19 protein-coding genes and 1 tRNA gene are annotated in these 21,436 nt (G+C 66.8%); 6 read left to right on the plus strand and 14 right to left on the minus strand.

Going from position 1 to position 21,436, the window contains the following annotated elements; genetic code table 11:
• The first annotated feature begins 21 nt into the window (after positions 1-21).
• Positions 22-3,993, plus strand: coding sequence for a Pls/PosA family non-ribosomal peptide synthetase (locus tag ACLMAL_RS15775; RefSeq protein ID WP_411999746.1), 3,972 nt, complete (start codon positions 22-24; stop codon positions 3,991-3,993).
• Positions 3,993-5,342, plus strand: coding sequence for a M1 family metallopeptidase (locus ACLMAL_RS15780; protein WP_411999912.1), 1,350 nt, complete (start codon positions 3,993-3,995; stop codon positions 5,340-5,342). The genes ACLMAL_RS15775 and ACLMAL_RS15780 overlap by 1 nt, the downstream gene beginning before the upstream one ends.
• Positions 5,343-5,361: 19 nt before the next feature.
• On the opposite strand, the gene ACLMAL_RS15785 is transcribed toward ACLMAL_RS15780, so the two are convergent.
• The 3 genes from ACLMAL_RS15785 to ACLMAL_RS15795 form a co-directional block, all read right to left on the minus strand.
• Complete coding sequence (locus ACLMAL_RS15785; RefSeq protein WP_411999747.1) at positions 5,362-5,550, minus strand: hypothetical protein; 189 nt, start codon at positions 5,548-5,550, stop codon at positions 5,362-5,364.
• 57 nt (positions 5,551-5,607) lie between these two features.
• Positions 5,608-6,072 (minus strand): DUF2752 domain-containing protein, encoded by a 465-nt coding sequence (locus ACLMAL_RS15790; protein ID WP_411999748.1) that lies wholly within the window; start codon positions 6,070-6,072, stop codon positions 5,608-5,610.
• Between the two features lie 65 nt (positions 6,073-6,137).
• The gene (locus ACLMAL_RS15795) at positions 6,138-6,287 is read right to left on the minus strand and encodes a glyoxalase superfamily protein (RefSeq protein WP_411999749.1); all 150 of its coding nucleotides are present in this window, start codon (positions 6,285-6,287) and stop codon (positions 6,138-6,140) included.
• A 74-nt stretch (positions 6,288-6,361) separates the two neighbouring features.
• On the opposite strand from ACLMAL_RS15795, the gene ACLMAL_RS15800 reads away from it, so the two are divergent.
• Together ACLMAL_RS15800 and ACLMAL_RS15805 are read left to right on the plus strand one after the other, a co-directional pair.
• The gene (locus ACLMAL_RS15800) at positions 6,362-6,631 is read left to right on the plus strand and encodes a hypothetical protein (protein WP_411999750.1); all 270 of its coding nucleotides are present in this window, start codon (positions 6,362-6,364) and stop codon (positions 6,629-6,631) included.
• A 245-nt stretch (positions 6,632-6,876) separates the two neighbouring features.
• Positions 6,877-7,926 carry an alpha/beta fold hydrolase gene (locus ACLMAL_RS15805; protein WP_411999751.1) on the plus strand — a complete coding sequence of 350 codons (1,050 nt, stop codon included), beginning with the start codon at positions 6,877-6,879 and terminating at the stop codon, positions 7,924-7,926.
• Between the two features lie 106 nt (positions 7,927-8,032).
• Here ACLMAL_RS15805 and ACLMAL_RS15810 read toward each other — a convergent pair whose 3' ends face one another.
• Positions 8,033-8,524, minus strand: a complete 492-nt coding sequence (locus ACLMAL_RS15810) for a hypothetical protein (protein ID WP_411999752.1) — start codon at positions 8,522-8,524, stop codon at positions 8,033-8,035.
• A gap of 387 nt (positions 8,525-8,911) precedes the next feature.
• Here ACLMAL_RS15810 and ACLMAL_RS15815 point away from each other — a divergent pair, with 387 nt between their 5' ends.
• Positions 8,912-9,556, plus strand: a complete 645-nt coding sequence (locus ACLMAL_RS15815; protein ID WP_411999753.1) for a dihydrofolate reductase family protein — start codon at positions 8,912-8,914, stop codon at positions 9,554-9,556.
• A 109-nt stretch (positions 9,557-9,665) separates the two neighbouring features.
• Here ACLMAL_RS15815 and ACLMAL_RS15820 read toward each other — a convergent pair whose 3' ends face one another.
• The 6 genes from ACLMAL_RS15820 to ACLMAL_RS15845 all read right to left on the minus strand — a co-directional run bounded on the left by ACLMAL_RS15820 (position 9,666) and on the right by ACLMAL_RS15845 (position 16,393).
• Positions 9,666-10,046: a hypothetical protein gene (locus tag ACLMAL_RS15820; protein WP_328408422.1), complete on the minus strand. Its 381-nt coding sequence runs from the start codon at positions 10,044-10,046 to the stop codon at positions 9,666-9,668.
• 507 nt (positions 10,047-10,553) lie between these two features.
• Positions 10,554-10,629 (minus strand) — tRNA-Thr (locus ACLMAL_RS15825).
• 98 nt (positions 10,630-10,727) lie between these two features.
• Positions 10,728-11,933: a DNA polymerase III subunit delta' gene (locus ACLMAL_RS15830; protein WP_411999913.1), complete on the minus strand. Its 1,206-nt coding sequence runs from the start codon at positions 11,931-11,933 to the stop codon at positions 10,728-10,730.
• A 407-nt stretch (positions 11,934-12,340) separates the two neighbouring features.
• The gene (locus ACLMAL_RS15835; protein WP_328408418.1) at positions 12,341-12,844 is read right to left on the minus strand and encodes a DinB family protein; all 504 of its coding nucleotides are present in this window, start codon (positions 12,842-12,844) and stop codon (positions 12,341-12,343) included.
• 86 nt (positions 12,845-12,930) lie between these two features.
• Complete coding sequence (topA, locus tag ACLMAL_RS15840) at positions 12,931-15,741, minus strand: type I DNA topoisomerase (RefSeq protein WP_411999914.1); 2,811 nt, start codon at positions 15,739-15,741, stop codon at positions 12,931-12,933.
• A gap of 445 nt (positions 15,742-16,186) precedes the next feature.
• On the minus strand, positions 16,187-16,393 hold the full coding sequence (locus ACLMAL_RS15845; protein ID WP_011206895.1) for a cold-shock protein: 207 nt from the start codon (positions 16,391-16,393) through the stop codon (positions 16,187-16,189).
• Positions 16,394-16,829: 436 nt separating this feature from the next.
• Here ACLMAL_RS15845 and ACLMAL_RS15850 point away from each other — a divergent pair, with 436 nt between their 5' ends.
• Positions 16,830-19,205, plus strand: a complete 2,376-nt coding sequence (locus ACLMAL_RS15850; RefSeq protein WP_411999754.1) for a DEAD/DEAH box helicase — start codon at positions 16,830-16,832, stop codon at positions 19,203-19,205.
• Positions 19,206-19,532: 327 nt separating this feature from the next.
• Here ACLMAL_RS15850 and ACLMAL_RS15855 read toward each other — a convergent pair whose 3' ends face one another.
• From ACLMAL_RS15855 to ACLMAL_RS15870, 4 genes are all read right to left on the minus strand, one after another.
• Positions 19,533-19,997, minus strand: coding sequence for an Rv3654c family TadE-like protein (locus tag ACLMAL_RS15855; RefSeq protein WP_411999755.1), 465 nt, complete (start codon positions 19,995-19,997; stop codon positions 19,533-19,535).
• Positions 19,994-20,335: a TadE family type IV pilus minor pilin gene (locus ACLMAL_RS15860; RefSeq protein WP_411999756.1), complete on the minus strand. Its 342-nt coding sequence runs from the start codon at positions 20,333-20,335 to the stop codon at positions 19,994-19,996. The genes ACLMAL_RS15855 and ACLMAL_RS15860 overlap by 4 nt, the downstream gene beginning before the upstream one ends.
• 26 nt (positions 20,336-20,361) lie before the next feature.
• Positions 20,362-20,547, minus strand: a complete 186-nt coding sequence (locus ACLMAL_RS15865; protein WP_328412642.1) for a DUF4244 domain-containing protein — start codon at positions 20,545-20,547, stop codon at positions 20,362-20,364.
• A gap of 198 nt (positions 20,548-20,745) precedes the next feature.
• Positions 20,746-21,360 (minus strand): type II secretion system F family protein, encoded by a 615-nt coding sequence (locus ACLMAL_RS15870; protein ID WP_328408411.1) that lies wholly within the window; start codon positions 21,358-21,360, stop codon positions 20,746-20,748.
• Positions 21,361-21,436 lie beyond the last annotated feature (76 nt).

The raw sequence follows: 21,436 nt of genomic DNA on the forward strand, positions 1-21,436 counted from the left end.
TCTATGAGAGGTGGGCAGGACGTGATGCTGCAGTCGCAGGTCGACGCCGTTGCGGACGAGGACCCGATCGCATCGGATCCGCTGCTGCGCGCCGGGCTCGCTCCGCAGGTCAGGACCCTTGTCGACATCCTTACCAGCACCACCGCCGCCTACCCCAACGCCGCCGCCATCGACGACGGCACCATGGTGCTCAGCTACACCGAGCTGCGCGCCGAGATCGAGACCGGAGTCGCCCGCCTGATCGCGGCGGGCGTGCGGCCGGGCGACCGAGTCGGCGTGCGGATGCCGTCCGGCACACATGAGCTTTACGTCACTATCCTGGCCATCCTGCACGCGGGCGCCGCGTACGTGCCGGTCGATGCCGACGACCCCGACGAACGTGCCAGGCTGGTCTTCGGCGAGGCGAAGGTCACCGCGATCGTGACCGGGGCGGGCATCAAGACGACCGCGGAAGGCGCCGCACGGATCGCGGCGGGAGCCGACTCGACCGTCGCCGACACCACCGATGACTCGCCCCTGCGCCCCACCCCCGGTGACGACGCCTGGATCATCTTCACCTCCGGTTCCACCGGCACCCCGAAAGGTGTCGCGGTAACCCACCACAACGCCGCCGCGTTCGTCGACGCCGAGGCGCGACTGTTCCTGCAGGACGCCCCGATCGGACCGGGTGACCGGGTGCTCGCCGGGCTCTCGGTCGCGTTCGACGCCTCCTGCGAGGAAATGTGGCTGGCCTGGCGCAACGGCGCCTGCCTCGTGCCTGCGCCCCGCGCCCTGGTTCGCACCGGAGCCGACCTCGGCCCCTGGCTGGTGCGCCGGGAGATCAGCATCGTCTCCACGGTTCCCACCCTGGCCGCGACCTGGCCCGCCGAGGCACTCGACCCCGTCCGGCTGCTGATCTTCGGCGGCGAAGCGGTGCCACCCGAACTCGCCGAACGCCTTGCCGGAAACGAAGATTCCGACCGTGAGGTGTGGAATACCTACGGCCCCACCGAAGCAACGGTCGTCGCCTGCGCGGCGCTGCTGGACGGAAGCTTCCCCGTTCGGATCGGGCTCCCGCTGGACGGCTGGGATCTCACCGTCGTCGACGGAGAGGGAAATCCGGTGGGCGAGGGCGAATCCGGCGAACTGGTGATCGGCGGAGTCGGTTTGGCCCGCTACCTCGATCCGGTGAAGGACGCCGAGAAATACGCCCCGCTTCCGTCGGTCGGGTGGGACCGCGCCTACCGCAGCGGTGACCTGGTCCGCAACGACCGCGCCGGCTTGGTCTTCCTCGGCCGCGCCGACGACCAGATCAAACTGGGCGGCCGCCGCATCGAGCTCGGTGAGATCGACAACGCGCTGCAACACCTGCCCGGCGTGACCGGCGCCGCCGCAGCGATCCGAACCACCAAGGCGGGCAACAAGATCCTGGTCGGCTACCTGACCGGTACCGGAGCCGACTTCGACCTCTCCGCCGCCAGAGCTGTACTCGCAGAACAACTCCCGGCACCACTGGTGCCACGCCTCGCCGTGGTCCCCGAACTGCCCACCCGCACTTCGGGCAAGGTCGACCGCGACGCGCTGCCCTGGCCGCTGCCGAACGACACCGACACCCCGAGCCACGATCTCACCGCCACCGAGCAATGGGTTGCCGGCCTGTGGGATGCGATCCTCGGCGCCGAGGTAACCAGCCCCGATACCGATTTCTTCGACGTCGGCGGCGGCTCACTCGCGGCCGCACAGCTGGTCACCGCGCTGCGCGAACGCTATCCGCGCATCGCGGTCGCCGATCTCTACGACCATCCCCGCCTCGGCGCGCTCGCCGAATTGCTGGACGAAACCGCACCGACGGCCGCCACCGAAACGCGTGTCGTGCGTCCGACTCCGCTGCGCGCCCAATGGATCCAGGTGCTCGCGACCGTTCCGCTCTCGACCCTTACCGGCATGCAGTGGCTCACCTGGCTGGCGATCGTCGGGAATATCGCGGGCTGGTCCGGCTCACTGCCGTGGTTGCCGCACCTGTCCTGGTGGTGGACCCTTGCCGCATTCCTGCTCTTCATCTCCCCGCCCGGTCGCATGGTCATTTGTGCGACCGGGGCCCGCGTGCTGCTGCGCGGAGTATCGCCCGGCAGTTACCCGCGCGGCGGATCGGCGCACCTGCGCCTGTGGGCCGCGGTCCGGTTGTCGGAGGCCAGTGGGGCCGAAAGCCTCTCCGGCGCACCATGGATGGTGCCCTTCGCACGCGCACTCGGCGCGAAGATCGGCAAAGGCGTCGACCTGCACACACTGCCCCCGGTGACCGGAATGCTCGCACTCGGCGACGGCTGCAGTGTGGAACCCGAGGTCGACCTGTCCGGATACTGGATCGACGGTGATGTGGTGCGCATCGGACCGATCGTCATCGGTCCGGGCGCGGTGATCGGTGCGCGGTCGATCCTGCTGCCCGGCAGCAAGATCGGCAAGAATGCCGAGATCGCACCGGGCTCCGCGGTATCGGGCAAGGTCAAGGCAGAACAGGAGTGGGCGGGCTCGCCCGCGACGAAGGTCGGCAAGGCCCAGCACCGCTGGCCCGACCACACCCCCGCACGGGCCGCGCACTGGATCGCGATCTTCGGCGTGACCTCGATGGCGCTGGCCGCCATGCCGATTCTCGGAGTTGGCGCCGGCGGCGCGTTCATCGCCTGGTTCATCCGCGACGCCCGCACCCTGGCAGGCGCGCTCGGCCGCGGCTTCGCGATCCTGCCCGTCGCCACGCTACTGAGCCTCATCGTGTACGCGGTGACAACGCTGGTCGCGGTGCGGCTGCTCAGCATCGGGCTCGTCGAAGGCCATCACCCCGTGCGCAGCCGCGTCGGCTGGCAGGCCTGGGCCACCGAGCGACTGCTGGATTCGGCGCGCAACTTCCTGTTCCCGCTGTATGCCAGCCTGCTCACCCCGGTGTGGCTGCGCCTGCTCGGTGCGAAGGTCGGCAAGAGCGTCGAGGCGTCGACGGTGCTGCTGCTGCCGAAATTCACTACCGTCGCCGACGGCGCTTTCCTCGCCGACGACACCATGATCGCCAGCTACGAACTCGGCGGCGGCTGGCTGCGCATCGGCGACGCGAAGATCGGCAAACGTGCGTTCCTCGGCAACTCCGGGATGACGGCGCCCGGACGGCGGGTGCCGAAAAACGGTCTTGTCGCGGTGCTTTCCGCCGCACCGTCCAAGTCCAAGGCAGGCTCCTCCTGGCTCGGCAGCCCACCTGTTCGCCTGCGCCGCGCCTCCGAGACCGGCGATGCCGAGCGCACCTTCCATCCGCCGCTGCGCCTCAAACTGGCCCGCGCCGTCGTCGAAACGTGCAGGCTGTTCCCGGTGCTGGTGACCTTCGCCATCGGACTCGGCGTGCTGTTCACCCTGGCATGGACGGCGCAATCGGTCGGTTATCTGGCCGCCGCAGTGCTCAGCGGCCTGGTGCTGATGGCCGCGGGCGCGGTGGCCTGCGCGAGCGCGATCACCGCAAAGTGGTTGCTGGTCGGCCGCATTCGGGCCGAGGAACATCCGCTGTGGAGTTCGTTCGTGTGGCGCAACGAGGTGGCCGACACCTTCGTCGAAACCGTTGCCGCACCCTGGTTCGCGCGCGCCGCAACCGGCACGCCGGTGCTCAATCTCTGGCTGCGAGGACTCGGCGCGCGCATCGGCCGCGGGGTATGGTGCGAGTCCTACTGGCTACCGGAGGCGGACCTGGTGACTCTCGGCGATGGCGCAACCGTGGAGCGCGGCTGCGTGGTGCAGACCCACCTCTTCCACGATCGAATCATGGCCATGGACACCGTCACCCTCGGCGCGGGCGCCACCCTCGGCCCGCATTGCGTCGCATTGCCTGCCGCGACCATCGGCGACGGCGCGACGATCGGCCCTGCCTCGCTGGTCATGCGCGGTGACACGGTGCCGCCGTCCACCCGTTGGTGGGGCAATCCGATCGCACCGTGGTCGAGTCCGGCGCCGAGGCCGAGCGAGGCCGGGACAGCACGCTGATGCCGGGCAAGTTCTACGAAGAGCCCATCGACGAGTACCTGCCGCAGAACGGAAATCGCGGCTATCGGGTATCACGGTACGAGCTCGACCTCGCCTACAAGGTAGCCGGCAACCGGCTGGCAGGCCGCGCCGAGATCACCGCGGTGACCACCGCCGTCCGGCCCCGGTTCGCGCTGGATCTTTCCCAATCGCTCACCGTCTCCAAGGTGTTCGTGAACGGGGCCAAGCCCGCGAAATATGTGCACCAGCACGGCAAGCTGGTCGTCACGCCGCAGCATGGCATCCCGGCGGGTGGGGTGTTGTCGCTGGTCGTCCAGTACGGCGGGATTCCGAGACCGGTGCGCGGCCCGTGGGGCGAGGTGGGCTGGGAGGAACTGACCGAGGGTGCGCTGGTGGCCAGCCAGCCCAATGGCGCCGCGTCCTGGTTCCCCTGCGACGACCACCCGAGTTCCAAAGCCAGCTACCGGATTTCGATCACCACCGACACCCCCTACTACGCGCTGGCCAACGGCACCCTGATGCGCAAACAGACCAAGGCGAGTCAGACCACCTGGGTGTACGAACAGCCGGAGCCGATGTCGAGCTACCTGGCCACCATCCAGATCGGCCCGTACCAGAAACATCGGATCGGTTCCGCGCACAGCTCGGTGCCGATGCAGGCCATCGTGCCCGCCCGGCTGCGCGCCGCCTTCGACCACGATTTCGGCCGCCAGCCGCAGATGATGGACCTGTTCACCGAGCTTTTCGGCCCCTACCCCTTCGAGGGATACACGGTGGTCGTTACCGACGACGAGCTGGAAATCCCCATCGAGGCCCAGGGCATTTCGATCTTCGGCGCCAATCACTGCGACGGCCGGCGCGGCGCCGAACGGCTCGTCGCACACGAACTGGCGCACCAGTGGTTCGGCAACAGCCTCACCATCCGGCAGTGGCGCGACATTTGGCTGCACGAGGGCTTTGCCTGTTATGCCGAATGGATCTGGTCCGAGGCCGCAGGCGGGCCCACCGCCGACCAGCTGGCCCGGGCCGCCAGGCACAACCTGGCGCGGCTGCCGCAGGACATCGCCGTCGGCGACCCCAGCCCGCAGCGCATGTTCGACGATCGGGTCTACAAGCGAGGCGCGCTCGCCCTGCACGCATTGCGGCTGGAACTCGGTGACCTGTCGTTCTTCGATCTGCTCCGGGAATGGACCGTCCGCTACCGGCACGCCTCGGTCACCACCGAGGAATTCACCGACCTGGCAGGCCATTACAGCCTCGTCCCACTGCGCCCGCTCTGGGATGCCTGGCTGCTCAGCGAGCCGCTGCCGCAACTGCCGCCCTACAACGGTGTATCGGCCGGAGCCTGACTCCGGCTCGGCGGTGGTCTCAGAAAACGAGATAGCGGATGGCCAGCTCTTCGATCAATGGGTCGTCTTCGGCGACGCCGTTCAACGCATCGAGATCTGCTTCCACCGCGATCTGCCGCGGATCGTCCTGCTCCGCGTCCGGAGTGCCGTCTTCGGCCAGCTGGCGCAGCAGCTTCGCGCGGACGCGGTCCTTCAAAGAGTCACGCATGATCGAAGCCTGCCCGGTTCGCGCAGAAAAACTCGCGGGTGCCACGTCGCGCGCCGGTCATACCGGCGTCAGCCAACTTCCCCATGGAGTGTTGCGCAGTACCGAGTACACCGCGAACAGACCGAATATCACCCACATCGTGCTGCGACCGATCCGCGGCAAGCGCATGCGCTGACCACGCCAGGCGCGCACCGCCCAATCACTCACCAGCAGGACGAAAGCGAGGACCAGCGGCACGGCGAGCACATTGCTGTGCAGCGAATCGATGAGGTGGCCGTCGGTGAGGTTGTGCATGGCGCGCAGCCCGCCGCAGCCCGGGCAGTAGTACCCCGTCAGCCCGTAGACGGGGCAAATCCCGTAGGAGCCCTCGCTGTGCGGATCCCGGAAGTGCAGGAGCACCGCGGCTCCGATACCAACACCCGCTACCAGCAGCGGCACCCCGAGGGCGCGCCACCCAGAGCGATTCGCACCCTCCGGGTCCGGGTGCGCCGCCGGGCCGGATGCTACGTGCGTGGTCTCCACAAGCACCAACGGTAACCGTGCCGGACCCGCCGCCGCCACCCGCTGAAATCCCGCTCGGCAAGGCGCTAGTGGGGTTGGGCGAAGCGCAAGCTGTTGCCCGACGGGTCGACCAGGTCGAATCCCGGCCCGCCGGGTCCGTCCTCCGGGCAGCCCGGCTCGGCATAGCGGTAGCTCTTCGCGGCCAACTCCGCGTGCAGCGCGTTGATGTCGTCCACCGCTTATCGAAGAACTTGTCCGCTCATGATCAAAGAACTCCGGCGTTTCCGCAGCTAGAGTACAATTTCTCGACGTGGATGCCGCTGGTGTTACCCGGCTCGACGGATTCGGGGTCAGTGCGGCTCGCAAGCTCGAATTCGGGCATGTGGGTCACTGGCAGGTACCTCCGGACAGTGACTACCCGGGCTCGGTCGCGGTGGAAATAGATCCCGGCGACGGTTCCTCCGTGGTGGTTTTCGTTCGGGCACCCAATCGGCGCGACATCCCCGGCGATTTCCATCCCGACGATCAGGTCTGCCTGGTCATACCGGAGGCCATCGCCGCCCTCTACTCCATCAGCTGACCGGCCACCGCCGCCGGATAACAGCGCTCCCCCAGGTCTCGATAACCCTACGGGTGACGATTCGGCGTCGTTCGGGATATCGGGAAGAGCTCACTCGTGCCCGATGTTTCTTCCGGAGGAGGCCTTCGCCCGTCCGATTATCGGGTATCCACGTGAATGGGCCAGGTTTACCGGAAGCGAGCGCTTGCACTAGCAAGCACCTTGCTTGCACGGTACTGTGTCGGCAGACACAAAGGAGTGCTCTAATGCTGGTGAAGTCGATGAGGACGCTGGCGGAGGCGCGAAATGGCGCCCTGACCGCCGCCTACCGTGCCGGACTGCGATCGCGTACCTACCGGACCACATCGTTGAACGCGCCCACCGTCCCACCCGAGGCCATCCCCGTCACCACCGTGGACGGCGCCCGCCTTCGAGTGCATGCCTACGGCCCCGCCGACGGCGAGGTGATCGTGCTGATCCACGGCTGGAGCTGCAGCATCGAGTACTGGAATCCCCAGATCAATGCCTTCGCCGACCGGTACCGCGTGGTCTGCTACGACCAGCGCGGCCATGGCGAGAGCCAACTCGGCACCGTCGACATCGGCGCGGAATCGCTGGCCGACGACCTGTCCACCGTCCTCGACGCCACCCTGCGCCGCGGTCAGCGCGCCGTGCTCGTCGGGCACAGCATGGGCGGAATGACGTTGCAGGCGTGGGCGGCTCGCTACCCCGAACAGGTGCAGCGCCGTGCGTCGGCCGTCGTACTGTTGAATACCACCTCGGGCAATGTCCGGGCCGACAGCCAGGTGCTTCCGCTACTCAACAGGCCGCTGACGATCGCGAACAAGCCCGTCACACTCTTCGGCTCCACCGTGCGTCTGCCCGACTTCGTTGCCGAAACAGTGCTGACCACACCTGTTCCGCTGCCCGGCGGCTGGCCGGCGAGCGCGATCTTCAAGGCCCGCGTGATGACCGAGGACGCCACCGACGACCAGGTGGACTTCGCCTTCGGCGTCGTCCGCTCCTGCCGCCCACTGACCCGCGGCCGCCACGCCGCGGCACTGGTCGATGTCCAACTCGGTGACGCCGCACAGCATCTGACCGTCCCGACCACCGTCATCGCGGGCAGCAACGACCATCTGCTCCCCGAGAGCATGTCCCGTCCGATCGTCGAAACACTCTCCCGCACCGGCTATCTCGCCGACTACCAGATCTGGCCGACCGGCCACCTCGGGAACATCGAAGCCACCGATCGCTTCAATACCGAACTCGAACACGTCATCCAGCGCGCGAACCCTACCGCTGTCGCAGGCTGACGCCAACTGTTCTCCTGGGCCGGCCAACGTCGCCCGGCCCAGGAGCAATACCCACGTTCCCGCGTATCAGTACTCGCTCGAGCGCACGAGGCGATCATCTCTCATCTCATCTCGCTTCACGCCCGAAGAAGTAACCAACGACAATTCCGGCCAGTCCCGACACCGGCGCAAGGTATTGCGTCAACTCCGGTGCTGGAAGACCTTTGAAAATGCCGAAAATAACCCCGGCGACGGTGCCGGCCACGAGCGTGGCGGCGAGTCCTGCACGGAAGCGAGCCTCCAGGATCTTGTTCCTTGCTTCTGCCTCTTCCTTCACGAGCTCGGTGCGCCTCGACTCCGCCTGCAGCTCATGGTCGCGCCGAGCCCGGTCGACAGCCTCCGTATCGGAATACGCCGATGCCTGGTACTCGCGCTTCGCCGTGATGTAGGTCATCAACTGATCGAACGACATGGATTCGAGGCCCATTAGTCGTGAAGCACTGATGACGTCTTGGATCTCGACATGAGTGTCGAGCATCTCGTCATAGATGATCGAGCCTGAATCACCTTGCACAGGAACAGCCGAAGGGTCCTCGGCCATCTCACGTTCGGCGGTCATGGATCGAGTATCGCCCGCTACTCGGTCGCAGGTGGCCAGTCAGAAGTTCTCAAATCGCGGGCTCGGCGCGGCGGTCGGCGGCACGCCGTCCGGCGTTGTCGCGGGTGAGCGGTCCCGTATCGGTCAACGTGTGCAACCGGTCGACCAGGACGTTGGAGGAGATGCCTTGCTCCGCCCGTGACTGAAGCCGGCGGAAATGGCGGCGGTCACCGAACATCACGTCCGCGGCGCGAGCAGCGTCCGGCGGTCGCCGATCACCTCGATCGCGCCGTTGATCGGGCAGCCGAGCGCGGCACGTCGGACATGAAACCTCCCGCATCGACCGCTTGCGCTTTACAAGCACCCCGGGCAAACTGATTGCATATTGCAATCAGAAAGGGTGTATTGATGCCACAGCTCGTGCGTGTCCATAACTTCAACGTCTCCAGCGACGGGTACGGCGCCGGGACCGGGCAAAGCCTCGAGCGTCCTTTCGGGCACGCCGACCCCGAGGCTATGTTCTCGTGGGCCGGGGCGACCGCTAGTTGGGTCAACCGCACCGAGCCCGGCGGGACACGCGGCCTCGACGACTACTGCACGCGCGAGTTCGCACGCAACATCGGGGCCGAGATCATGGGGCGCAACAAGTTCGGACCGCAGCGCGGCCCGTGGGAGAATTACGAATGGCAGGGCTGGTGGGGCGAGGAACCGCCGTTCCGCACACCAGTATTCGTTCTCACCCATCATGAACGACCCTCGTTCACCTTGGGAGAAACAACGTTTCATTTCCTGAACGCATCGCCGCAGGACGCCTTGAAGCAGGCGAAGGCGGCCGCCGACGGGAAGGACGTGCGGATCGGCGGCGGGGTCGCCACGGTGCGTGCATTCCTGGACGCCGACCTCATCGACACCATGCACTTCGCTGTCGCGCCCGTCGAACTCGCCCACGGCGAACGACTCTGGGACAGTCCCGATCACCTGCAAGACCGCTTCCACCTGGAGAAGATCCCGAGCCCGAGTGGCGTTGTCCACCACTTCTTCTGGCGCCGCTGAACCGGCTGACCACCTGGACCGGGGCTCGGCCGAGCCCCGGTCCAGCCGCCGGTCTCGAGTAGCCGTATACCGCGCCGACCCAACTGGCCACGGCGCGGTGGTCGACTGGCTAGATCACAAGGCAAGAACTTCCCGCGTTGATCCCGGTACCGACCGTAAGGACGACAGTTTTGGCATCCCCGTTCTGATTGACCAGGATGGTGTGCGTCCCAGCCGTCGCCGGAGCCCATCTGGCCACGTGCGTCTTCGGGGTCGGACTCCCCTCCGTCGCGGCGAACAAGACGCCGTTGTCATAGAACTCCATACCCACACCCGTGGCGCCGTTCGCGACCACCTCGTAGCTACAGCCCGTCCCGAACCCATTGCTGAGCCCACCCCCCGCGATCATGACTTGAACCCCGATCTCGGCCGACGCCTGCGGCGCGTTCAAGGCCAAACCAGCCGCGGCCAACGCGATCGCGACCGAAACAGAGTTCCGAAGACTTCTCATCGAGTATTGACTCCTCAGGTTGCACCAGATGAATTCCAACCATACTGTCAGACAACAACTCCCGGCTCGCTGGCCGATGCCCCTACTGCTCGACACCACGCCCTGCGGCCGAACATCCTGTTCGGAATGGAGCGGAGACAAGTGTTTCTCGTGAACCGCAGCGCGGCCATCGGCGCGTCAGGCGTGCCTCACAACATGTAGTGGCGCCAAAACGGCACGGTCACCCGAGACTTCCATTGCTCGCTGTGCCAGTCGTCATCATCGACATCGGCGAACTCCAGACAGACCCAGGTATTCAGGTCACCGCCGTGACAAATAATGTCCCCCAGCTGCCACACTGACAGGACAGGGTGTCCAGAGCTTCCACGTCCGGCCGGTAGAAACCGGTGTGCATACACCGGAACCAGCGCCGGCACGAACCACGGAATCGACGGGGTCGGCCGGCGCCTACGCAGGTCCTCGACGAAGCCTGACTGTCGTCGAAGGGTTCGTGGATGAAGAAAAAGCTGGAGCCGCCTGCGAGAATCGAACTCGCGACCTTTTCATTACGAGTGAAGCGCTCTACCGACTGAGCTAAGGCGGCGTGCCTTTCGGCGTCGCGAGTCTATCGCCTCGGTGGCCGGATCGCGAAAACGGGTGGTCATCGTCGTTACGACGGCGGGACCAAGTGGCCGGATATCGTCATGCGGATTGGGCAGACATGAGGGTGGCGACCATGGCGGCCAGGGCGAAGCGGGGCTTGACGTTGAGGTCGAGGGCCTCGCGGCAGGCGAGGACGGCCTCGATCGAGCGGAGCAGGCCCTCGGGGCGGACGCGGTCGGCGAGATCGTGAATCTGGTCGGAGATGTCCGGGTGGGTGAGTGCGACACCGGAACCGTTGCGCGCGGCGCCGAACCGGACCGCGAGCGCGTCGCGGTATACGCCGGCGACGTCGATCAGGGCGCGGTCGAGTGCGTCGCGGCCGGTTCGGGTGGCGCGGGACTTCTGCCTGCGCTCCAGATCCTTCAACACTCCGGCCGAGCCGCGGGTCGCTCCTGCCGCGCCCTTGCCGGTGCCACCCGCACCGAGCGCAGTCGCGAGTTCCTCCCGTTCGCGTTCGTCGCGGGCCGCGCTCATCTGCTTGGCCTCGTCGTCGGCGGACTTCACCAACTCGTCGGCCGCCGCGTACGCCGCGCCCGGCCGCGCCACCGCGGACACCAAGGCCAACGCGCGCTGTCGACGCCCGCGCGCCTGCTCGTCGGTGGCAAGACGCCGCGCCCGACCGACGTGCCCGCCGCTGATCGAGGCCGCCCAGGTGGCCGTCTTCGCGTCGAGCTTGTCGCGGTCCTGCAGGACCTGCGCGATGGCGGGCACCGACGGCGTCACCAGATGTACATGCCTGCACCTGGAGCGCAGCGTCACCGAGATGTCCTCGGGGTCCACCGATGGCGCGCAGAGCAGGAAGACCGTGCGGTCCGGCGGCTCTTCGACAACCTTCAGCAGCACATTGCCCGCCGCCTCGGTCAGCCGGTCCGCATCTTCGATGACCACCACCTGCCAGCGGCCGGTACTCGGCCGCCGCGACGCGATCTGCACGATCTCGCGCATTTCCTTGGTGCTGATACTCAGTCCTTCGGGGATCACCCGACGCACATCACCGTGGGTCCCCGCCATCGTCGTCGTGCACGCGTGGCAGCGCCCACACCCTGGCGTGCCCTCGTCGGTGCACTGCAATGCGGCCGCAAAGCACAGCGCCGCAACGGATCTACCCGATCCTGGCGGCCCGGTGAACAGCCAGGAGTGCGTCATCGCGCCGGAAATACTGCCCCCGCGGGCATCGATAGCGGCAGCAGTCAGTTCGGACTCGACCACATCCTGGCCGACCAGCCGATCGAAGACACCCGCCACGCGGTACACCCTAGCTGTCCCCACCGACACCGTTATCCGCGCCGCCCACGGCGGCCTACCACCACCCAGCGTTGCGATCCGCTGCGGCATGCCACCAGGGGGTCGGTACTGTCCGGTCGCCTGCGCCGTCGGCTGGTCGGGATGTAGTCCGAGCCGCCACAGCGCCTCCCCGGAGACGTAGATCATGACCGAACCACGCCAACGGCCGTCCCGGCCCTTTCCGCAGGCCAGGTCGAAGCGAATTTCGTTGTCGAAGAAGGGCATCCAGTGGATGCCTCGCTCACGCAGTCAAGCGTGGATGGCCGACCTCGGATGCGGGCGGCCAGGAAGATTCTCGTAGCCCTCGATGACGATCCATTCAGGGATTTCAGTGCTCACGACATCCATGTTGCCCCGGCCGTGCGGAATCAGGCCCGTTGATACGTGGTGTTCGCGCCGTCGAGCGCCTCGCGGATGATGTCGGCATGCCCGCTGTGGTGGGTGATCTCGCGCAGGATGTGCAGCACCGTGAAACGCACCGTCCACCACACCCGGTCGGGCGTCCACGGGGTGGTCGGGGTGGGGATAGAGGTGTCCAGGCTCGCTTCGGCGCGGATCAGGTTCGCGATTCCCGCTGCCACCGCATCCCATTCGGCGAGCAAACCCGCCACCGTTTCCTCGGGGCCCATCGCATATTCGCCGTCGAACTTCGAGACATCGAGTTCGGCGGTCTCGTCGCGTTCCTCGATGACCGTCGCCCAGTGCCGCTCGCAGCTGACCAGATGGTGCAGCAACCCACCGAGGGTCAACTCGCTGGCCGTAGTGCGCTGCCTTGCCTGGTCCTCGTCGATGCCCCGCAGCGTGATCCGGAACAGCTCGCGCTGACCGGCCAGTGCGGCGATGAGATCCTCACGTTCCTGTTCGGCTGTCATCGGGGTCCTTTCGCATCAAACGATTCGCACGCTACAACACCACATCCGAGCCCTCGGCGCCCGGATGATCGGGCGCCGAGGTGTGCTCAGGACTTCTTGGCGGTGGTCTTCGCAGCGGCCTTCTTCGCGACGGTCTTCGTGGCGGTGGCCTTCTTGGCCGCGGTGGTCTTCTTGGCCGCGGTCTTCTTGGCAGGCGCCTTCTTGGCCACGGCCTTCTTCTTCACCGGCCCGCGGGCCCGCCGATCGGCAAGCAGTTCCGAGGCCCGCTCGTCGGTGATCGACTCGACCTCGTCGCCCTTGCGCAGGCTGGCGTTGGTCTCACCGTCGGTGACATACGGGCCGAACCGCCCGTCCTTGATCACCATCGGCTTACCGGTGGCCGCGTCATTGCCGAGCTCGCGCAACGACGCCGCGCTTGCGGCCTGCCTGCCACGTCGCTTGGGCTCGGCGTAGATCCGCAACGCCTCCTCGAGCGACACCGTGAACAGCTGATCCTCATTCTCGAGCGAACGAGAATCAGTGCCCTTCTTCAGATATGGGCCATAGCGCCCGTTCTGCGCGGTGATTTCCTCGTTGTTGGCAGGATCGACACCGACAACGCGCGGCAGCGACAACAGTTTCAGCGCGTCGTCGAGGGTGATCGTGGCCAGATCCATTGTCTTGAACAACGATCCGGTTCGAGGCTTCGGCGCCGCCGCCTTCTTGGCGGTCTTCTTCGCGGGCGTCTCCTCGGCGGGCGGCTCCGGCAACACCTCCGTGACGTACGGACCGAAACGGCCTTCCTTGGCGACGATTTCGTGTCCGGTCACCGGATCGGTGCCGAGCGAACGCCCCTCCTGCGGGGTGGAGAACAGCTTCTCGGCAACCTCGGAGGTCAGCTCGTCCGGCGGCAGATCGTCGGGCAGGTTGGCCCGCTGGGAAATCGAATCGCCCTCGGGGTCATCGGGATTGGTGACCATCCGCTCCAGGTAAGGCCCGAACCGGCCGACCCGGACGACGACATCGCGGCCGTCCTCGTCGACGAAGAGCTTGATCGAGTTGACCTCGCGGGCGTCGATCTCGTCGAGCCGCTCTCCGACCATCTTCTTCAGTCCGCCGGAACGCGCGACCGAACCCTCGACACCGTGATCTCCGCCGAAGTAGAAGCCGGACAACCAGTTTCCGCGCTGCTCGCGCCCACCGGCGATGGCATCGAGGTCGTCTTCCATGCCTGCGGTGAAGTCGAAGTCGACCAGTCTGCCGAAATACGACTCCAGCAGGCCGATCACCGCAAACGCCACCCATGACGGCACCAGCGCGCTACCGCGCTTGTAGACATAGCCGCGGTCCAGAATCGTCTTGATGATCGACGAATAGGTCGACGGACGTCCGATGCCGAGCTCTTCGAGCGTCTTGATCAGCGATGCTTCGGTGTATCTCGCGGGCGGATTGGTGCTGTGCCCATCGGGATTCAGCTCCACCGCGGTGACGCTCTGGCCCTCGTCGAGGGCAGGCAGCCTGGACTCGGCATCGTCGGACTGACCGCCCGCCTCTTCGTCCACGCTCTCGACGTAGGCCTTCAGGAAGCCGGGGAAGGTGATGGTGCGACCCGAGGCCGAGAACACGCACTCCTCGCCGCTGCTCGCGACGCCGGTGATCCGCAGCGTGAGCGTAGTGCCCCTGGCATCGGCCATCTGCGAGGCGACGGTCCGCTGCCAGATCAGCTCGTAGAGCCGGAACTCGTCATTGTCCAGTCGCGCGTGCAGCTGGCCGGGGGTGGCGAAGGTGTCGCCGGACGGGCGGATCGCCTCGTGTGCTTCCTGTGCGTTCTTCACCTTGCGGGTGTACTGACGCGGTGTCGGGTGCACGTACTCCGCGCCGTAGAGCTGGGTCGCCTGCGACCTGGCCGCAGCGATCGCCGACTCCGACAGGGTGGTCGAGTCGGTACGCATGTAGGTGATGTAGCCGTTTTCGTACAACCGCTGCGCGACCCGCATGGTCCGATCGGAGGTGAACCGCAGCTTGCGGCCCGCCTCCTGCTGCAACGTCGACGTCATGAACGGCGGATACGGCTTACGGGTGTAGGGCTTGGCCTCCGCGGAAGACACCACCATGTCGGCGCCGTCGAGGGCCGCGGCGAGCCGCCGCGCGTGCGCCTCGTCCAGAACGACGACGCCGTTGCCCTTGAGCTGCCCGTCCGGACCGAAATCCCGGCCGCTGGCCACTCGGGCTCCCGCGACGTTGACCAGCCGCGCCCCGAAAGTCCGCGGGTTGGTGGCATCGCCGTTTTCCCCGCCTGCATCGAGCTTCGCCGCGATATCCCAGTACTCGGCGGAGCGGAATGCCATCCGCTCACGTTCGCGCTGCACGATCACCCTGGTGGCGACCGACTGCACCCGGCCTGCCGACAACCGCGGCATGACCTTCTTCCACAGCACCGGGCTGACCTCGTAGCCGTACAAACGGTCGAGGATGCGGCGGGTCTCCTGCGCGTCGACGAGATCGTTGTCGAGGTCTCTGGTGTCGGCCGCGGCGGCGAGAATGGCGGGCTCGGTGATCTCATGGAACACCATGCGCCGAACCGGGACCTTCGGCTTGAGGGTCTCCAGCAGATGCCAGGCGATGGCCTCGCCCTCGCGGTCGGGGTCGGTGGCCAGATAGAGCTCGTCGGCATCCTGCAGCAGGCTCTTGAGCTCGGATACCTTGGCCTTCTTATCCGGGCTCACCACATAGATCGGCTCGAAGTCGTTGTCGACGTCGACGCCGAGACGGGCCCAGGACTGTCCCTTGTACTTGGCAGGGACATCTGCCGCACCGCGTGGGAGGTCTCGGATATGACCGACCGAGGCTTCGACCGTGTAATTGCGACCCAGATAGGGCGCAATTTTGCGGGCCTTGGTCGGGGACTCGACGATCACGAGACGACGCAGGGGACGGCCCTGGTCGGCTGCACCGCGGTCTCGTGTTGCCACCGGCGAATACACCTTTCCTGTCGACCCGCGCGACGCTGTTCATGCACTGCGCGGCTGAGGCAAGCGGCGGCGACAGCCTTCTAGCGCCACCAGACACGTTTATACCTTGACGCTGTGTGTGGTCGGGTGCTTGCGACCCGACCACAGAGCGTACGCGCGTCATTGCCGACCAGTATGCCCTGTTTTGTAGCGGCACCTACCGCGCGGCGTGTTCGCGGCCTGGCGTTTCGACTGTCGCCACCAGGGCTCCGACGTGCGTCGATCGGGTCGACAGGCCGAATGGCATTGGCGCGCTTGGGTTGTGCGCGTGTCCGTTGTATCTGCCCCAGATATAGCTCGTCCCTCACCTCCGTTGCCGGTGGTGAGGGACGCGCTGTGGATCGTTGCGTGCTCAGCTGAGCGCGCGAACTCCGGTGGCCTGCGGGCCCTTGGTGCCCTGGCCAACCTCGAACTCGACCTTCTGGTTTTCCTCGAGGGTACGGAAGCCGGACCCCTGGATCTCCGAGTAGTGGACGAAGACGTCAGCGGAGCCGTCCTCGGGCGCGATGAAGCCGAACCCCTTCTCCGCGTTGAACCACTTCACAGTTCCCTGTGCCATTCTGTTCCTTCTCTTTTCTTACCGGAACGGTGGACAAGTAGGTTCGCCCACCGGGTCCGTTCCGATCGTTGTACTGTTGGTTCCCCCTGCAGGAAAGCACCAAGCACACCGTTCGCAACATCGATCCTGCTGACGGTTTGGACTTTGGATCCGTCCCTCGAACACAGAAGCTTGCGACCAGGAACCAGTGAACCATGTCTCCGAGCAATTCAACAGTCGAGTTACCGACAATTTGCAAAAAAGTTGATCTTGCGAATGCGCAGGTGAGGGACACAATGCTGGAATCCGGACTTGAGGTTCGTTTGCTTCCTGATAACCGAGTGAGCGTCTGGCAATCCGGCTGTGACCCAGGTCGCTATTGGGTATCGAAATGGCAGGTGAAGCTTCCAAAGCGCACACGTTTCACACTTTCTGTGCGTGTCGCGATGCCCGAGTCATGAATCCGACCGAACCGACAACCCGGTTGCGTGCCAGCAACCATCTCGGCTACGGGCGATCGTTGCTGAATCGTGTCCTGAGTGGAGTCCCCGACGGCGACCCTCGGCTGACGCACGTCGTCGAGCTGCCCGCCCGGGCGCCGGCCACCACCAACTGGCCCGATTGGGCGGCGCCCGAGGTGGTCGAGGCGTTCCGCGCCACCGGCATCGCGGCGCCGTGGACGCACCAGACCAGGACCGCCGACCTGGCAGCGGGCGGCACGCACGTCGTGGTCAGCACCGGTACAGCATCCGGTAAATCGCTGGGATACCAGCTGCCCGTCCTGACGGCGCTGGGCGAGGACCCACGGGCCACCGCCCTTTATCTCGCTCCGACCAAGGCACTGGGCGCCGATCAACTGCGTGCGGTGAACGATCTGACGCACCAAGGCGCGCTCCGGGATATTCATCCGACCGGCTACGACGGCGATACCCCCGCCGAGATCCGGCAGTGGGTGCGGGCGAACGGCCGCTGGATTTTCACCAATCCCGACATGCTGCACATCGGCATCCTGCGCTCGCACCAGCGCTGGGCCAGGGTGCTGCGCAGGCTGCGCTATGTGGTGGTGGACGAATGCCACGCCTATCGAGGCGTCTTCGGCTCGCACGTCGCGCTGGTGCTGCGCAGGTTGCAGCGAATCGCCGCACACTACGGCGCGGACCCGATATTCGTGCTGTGCTCGGCCACGACGGCAGAACCCGCGGCCGCCGCATCCCGGCTGATCGGCGCGCCTTGCGTCGCGGTGACCGAGGACGGCTCGCCACAGGGACCGCGCACTGTCGCACTGTGGGAGCCACCCCTGCTCACCGCGGTGACCGGTGAAAATGGCGCTCCTATTCGCCGTTCGGCCACCTCGGAGGCGGCCAGGATCATGGCAGATCTGGTGGTCGAAGGCGCTCGAACCTTGACCTTCGTCCGGTCCCGCCGGGCGGCCGAACTGACCGCCATGGAGACACGCAGGCTGCTGGCCGAGACCGATCCGAGTCTCGCCGAGCGGGTGGCCGCCTATCGCGGGGGCTATTTGGCGGAGGACCGGCGGGACCTGGAGACCGCGCTGTCCACCGGGGCATTACTCGGCGCGGCCACCACGAATGCGCTCGAGCTCGGCGTCGACATCGCAGGGCTCGATGCCGTGGTGATCTCCGGGTTCCCCGGCACCGTCGCCTCGTTCTGGCAGCAGGCCGGCCGCGCGGGACGCCGCACCCAAGGCTCCCTGGTCCTGCTCGTGGCCAGGGACGATCCACTCGATACCTTCCTCGTGCACCACCCGGAGGCCCTGCTGGACAAGCCGGTCGAGGCCACCATCACCGACCCGCACAACCCCTACGTGCTCGGCCCGCAGCTGCTGTGCGCGGCATTGGAACTTCCGCTCACTGATGCCGAAGTCGATGCACTCGACGCCCGCGAATTGCTTACCGACCTCGCAGTTCAGGGGCTGATTCGGCGCCGGGTCAGCGCCGGGGCGAAGGGGGACGCACGCTGGTATGTCACCGCGGAAACCCAGCCGCACGACGCCGTCGACGTGCGCGGTGGCATCGGCACGCCGGTCGCCATCGTCGACGGCGAGACCGGCAGGCTGCTCGGGACGGCCGACGCCGGACGCGCCACTGCCACGCTGCACGAAGGCGCGGTTCACCTGCATCAAGGCGATACCTACGTCGTCGACGAGCTGGACTTGAACGAGGGCGTCGCGTTCGTGCACGCCGCCGATCCCGGCTGGACCACCAGCGCCAGGTCGGTTACCTCCATCGTGGTCGACGCGACGACGGCACAGCATCGCCACGGCCGGGTGACCACCGCATTGACGCAGGTGCGGGTGACCAGCCAGGTCATCGGCTATCTACGCACGCTGCTCAGCGGTGAAGTACTCGACCTGGTCGAGCTGGATCTGCCCGCCCAGACCCTGTCCACCCGTGCGGTCCTCTACACCGTGACGCCCGAGCTGCTCGCCCTTGCCGGCATCGATCCACAGCGGGCCCCAGGCGCGCTGCATGCCGCCGAGCACGCGGCAATCGGCCTATTACCGCTGGTGGCGACCTGCGACCGCTGGGATATCGGCGGCGTGTCCACCGCCGAACACCCGGATACAGGTCTGCCGACCGTGTTCGTCTACGACGGACAGCCTGGGGGTGCAGGCTTCGCCGAGCGCGGTTTCGCGCAGCTGCGGCGCTGGTTGTCGGCGACTCTCGCGGTGATCGAATCCTGTGCGTGCGCGGCGGGCTGCCCGTCCTGCGTGCAGTCGCCCAAGTGCGGCAACGGCAACCACCCGCTGGACAAGGCGGGCGCAGGGCGTCTGCTCGCAGCCGTCCTTACCGAATTGAACGCTGCCCCCTGAGCGTCCCGCCCCAGGTCGAGCCACCGAGCTCGATCCGTGACCGTGCCGACCCCGCTGCGTGACCCGACGTCCGATGGCCGGAGGATCACCAGCACGAACCGGCGGGCGGGCACGGTCGCGCCGGGCCCGGCACGCGGTCGAATAAAAAGGAATAGATTCATGTTAACTGGAGTATTGCCACAGACTTTCCGTCTCGACATGCGCATTTATTCATTGCTTTGTCCGGCTACTCGCGGGAATTGACGTGAGACCGCAATTATTTGATCATTCCAATTACCGAATTGCACGGCCTCGCGCCTACCGCTGACGAGTGTGGGTACGCGCGGGTCACACTCCATCTTCGACAGGACCCGCACGAGCGACTGCTCGAACAGTCCAGTTTCCATACAGACCTATTGGTACATTCCGCACGACAGTGACGGTCACATCCCAGTGCGTGACTTCACACTCGTGAATCCGCACTCGCATGCGCCGCGCGATCTCCAATGCCTGCGCACATCCCGCCTCCGCCCCTTGCTCCAACGCACCGGCCGCAGCCAATGCCGCGAGATCCGCGGCGGCCTGCGCGCGATGCCGACTCACCACCACAACACCGACCTGACCGACCAGCAGCGTCGCCCCGATCAGCCCCACCAGCGCCAGGCAGGCCAACACCGTCGCGCCGCCTTGCTCCGCCCGCCGCCTGTTCAACACCTGACCATCCGAGAGCAGACCGTTCGCCGTCCCGTACCGCACTGCACGCAGCCACTGTGCGGCCGAACACACAGTGCCCCTGGCCGGCTGTTCGATCACCGCACGACTCCCGGCTCGCGTACCGCGACAGCGTCCGCACGCAGCACCAACAGCGGCAACAGCGGAGAACGGGCGGAAACGACCGCGATGACGCGGTCACCCTCGCTGCGCACCGTGATATCGGCCGTGGGCGGAGCAACCCGCTCGGCCGCCGACACCGCGTTCGACTGGTCACCCCTGGCCGCCAGCCGCGCCGCCTCGCGAGCGGCATCGACACAGCGCACCTGTGCCGATGCCGCGAGAATCGCACCGAGACACAGCACCACGGCAACGACGACCGCGGCCAACGCGATGGCAGCCTCGACCGTCACCGAACCCTGCTCGTCACCGAGAACCATTGCACCGCAGTGTGTTACCGGACTCGCTACACCGCGGTGTTGAGCGCCCGATCGATGATCTTCGTCAAGGCATTCACGATGCTGTCGCCGGTCACCACCCCATACAGGACGGCCCCGAAGGCAGCTGCCGCGATCGTCCCGATCGCATACTCCGCGGTACTCATGCCCTCGTCCGCGACGACCGCGTGCACCAGTCGCGATCTCAGCTCCATATATACAACGCCCAGCCGATGCAGCGCCCGGTCCGTCATCCGCTCGATTCGCACCGTCTTCCCCTCTCCCTCCGGCCCGCGCGGCCGATCCGCGCGGGCAAGCCCTCCCCGGCGTGGCAGCATGCTCGGCCACGATCGCGCCTCGCCGACCTGCCGCAGCAACATCGGTCCGGTGTCCTGGTTTCGTGATTCGCGCGCTCACAGCAGCCCGCCCTCGAGGACTCGGCCCGCGAGACCGATCACCACCGGCACGATGCCCAGGCAGATGAACGCGGGCAGAAAACACAGTCCGAGTGGGCCACTGATCATCACTCCGGCCCGTTCGGCGCGTGCGGCCGCCATGTCCTCGACCGCGCCACGGTGCTGTTCGGCCAGCTCGCCGATGGCCACCGCCAGCGACGCTCCCGACCGCGCCGAACGCCGCGCCATCCGTGCGAGCGACTCGACCTCGGCCGCTCCCGGCCTGCCCACAGCGTCTGCGGCCGCTCGCTCCCATGCTGTCGCCGCGTCCGCCCCCAGCGCCAGCAGATCGGCGGCTCGGACCAGCGCAGCACCGAGCACCGCCGGCGCGCCCGGCGCCACCACCCGCGCCGCACCCGCCATCGGCAGCCCCGCTCGCAGGCATGCGGCGAGCAGATCGAACACCGAAGCGACCGCAAGCGGATCATCGCTACCCCTGCGCCCCGGCACCCTGACCAGTGGTTCCGAACCACCGCCGCGCAGCGACCGTAGTCGCCGGGTCACCGCCACCCGCCCAGGCAACACCACGAGCGCTAGCGCCGGCAGCAACACCACCCCACCGGAAATCCCCATCACTCCCCCTCCCTTCATTCGACTGCCGCCGCGCCCGGCAATCGAGCTGTACCGCGCTTGTCGAGCCGATCGTTCG

The organism is Nocardia sp. CWNU-33, assembly GCF_046764895.1.
Taxonomy (GTDB): domain Bacteria; phylum Actinomycetota; class Actinomycetes; order Mycobacteriales; family Mycobacteriaceae; genus Nocardia.

What these genes read in the sequence shown, in the direction of transcription:
- ACLMAL_RS15845 (WP_011206895.1), bottom strand. Translation starts at nt 16,393, where the DNA reads ATGGCACAGGGAACTGTGAAGTGGTTCAACGCGGAGAAGGGGTTCGGC.
- ACLMAL_RS15780 (WP_411999912.1), top strand. Translation starts at nt 3,993, where the DNA reads ATGCCGGGCAAGTTCTACGAAGAGCCCATCGACGAGTACCTGCCGCAG.
- ACLMAL_RS15865 (WP_328412642.1), bottom strand. Translation starts at nt 20,547, where the DNA reads ATGGAGCTGAGATCGCGACTGGTGCACGCGGTCGTCGCGGACGAGGGC.
- ACLMAL_RS15835 (WP_328408418.1), bottom strand. Translation starts at nt 12,844, where the DNA reads ATGACAGCCGAACAGGAACGTGAGGATCTCATCGCCGCACTGGCCGGT.
- ACLMAL_RS15810 (WP_411999752.1), bottom strand. Translation starts at nt 8,524, where the DNA reads ATGACCGCCGAACGTGAGATGGCCGAGGACCCTTCGGCTGTTCCTGTG.
- ACLMAL_RS15860 (WP_411999756.1), bottom strand. Translation starts at nt 20,335, where the DNA reads ATGGTTCTCGGTGACGAGCAGGGTTCGGTGACGGTCGAGGCTGCCATC.
- ACLMAL_RS15820 (WP_328408422.1), bottom strand. Translation starts at nt 10,046, where the DNA reads ATGAGAAGTCTTCGGAACTCTGTTTCGGTCGCGATCGCGTTGGCCGCG.
- ACLMAL_RS15815 (WP_411999753.1), top strand. Translation starts at nt 8,912, where the DNA reads ATGCCACAGCTCGTGCGTGTCCATAACTTCAACGTCTCCAGCGACGGG.
- ACLMAL_RS15805 (WP_411999751.1), top strand. Translation starts at nt 6,877, where the DNA reads ATGCTGGTGAAGTCGATGAGGACGCTGGCGGAGGCGCGAAATGGCGCC.
- ACLMAL_RS15850 (WP_411999754.1), top strand. Translation starts at nt 16,830, where the DNA reads ATGAATCCGACCGAACCGACAACCCGGTTGCGTGCCAGCAACCATCTC.
- ACLMAL_RS15870 (WP_328408411.1), bottom strand. Translation starts at nt 21,360, where the DNA reads ATGGGGATTTCCGGTGGGGTGGTGTTGCTGCCGGCGCTAGCGCTCGTG.
- ACLMAL_RS15785 (WP_411999747.1), bottom strand. Translation starts at nt 5,550, where the DNA reads ATGCGTGACTCTTTGAAGGACCGCGTCCGCGCGAAGCTGCTGCGCCAG.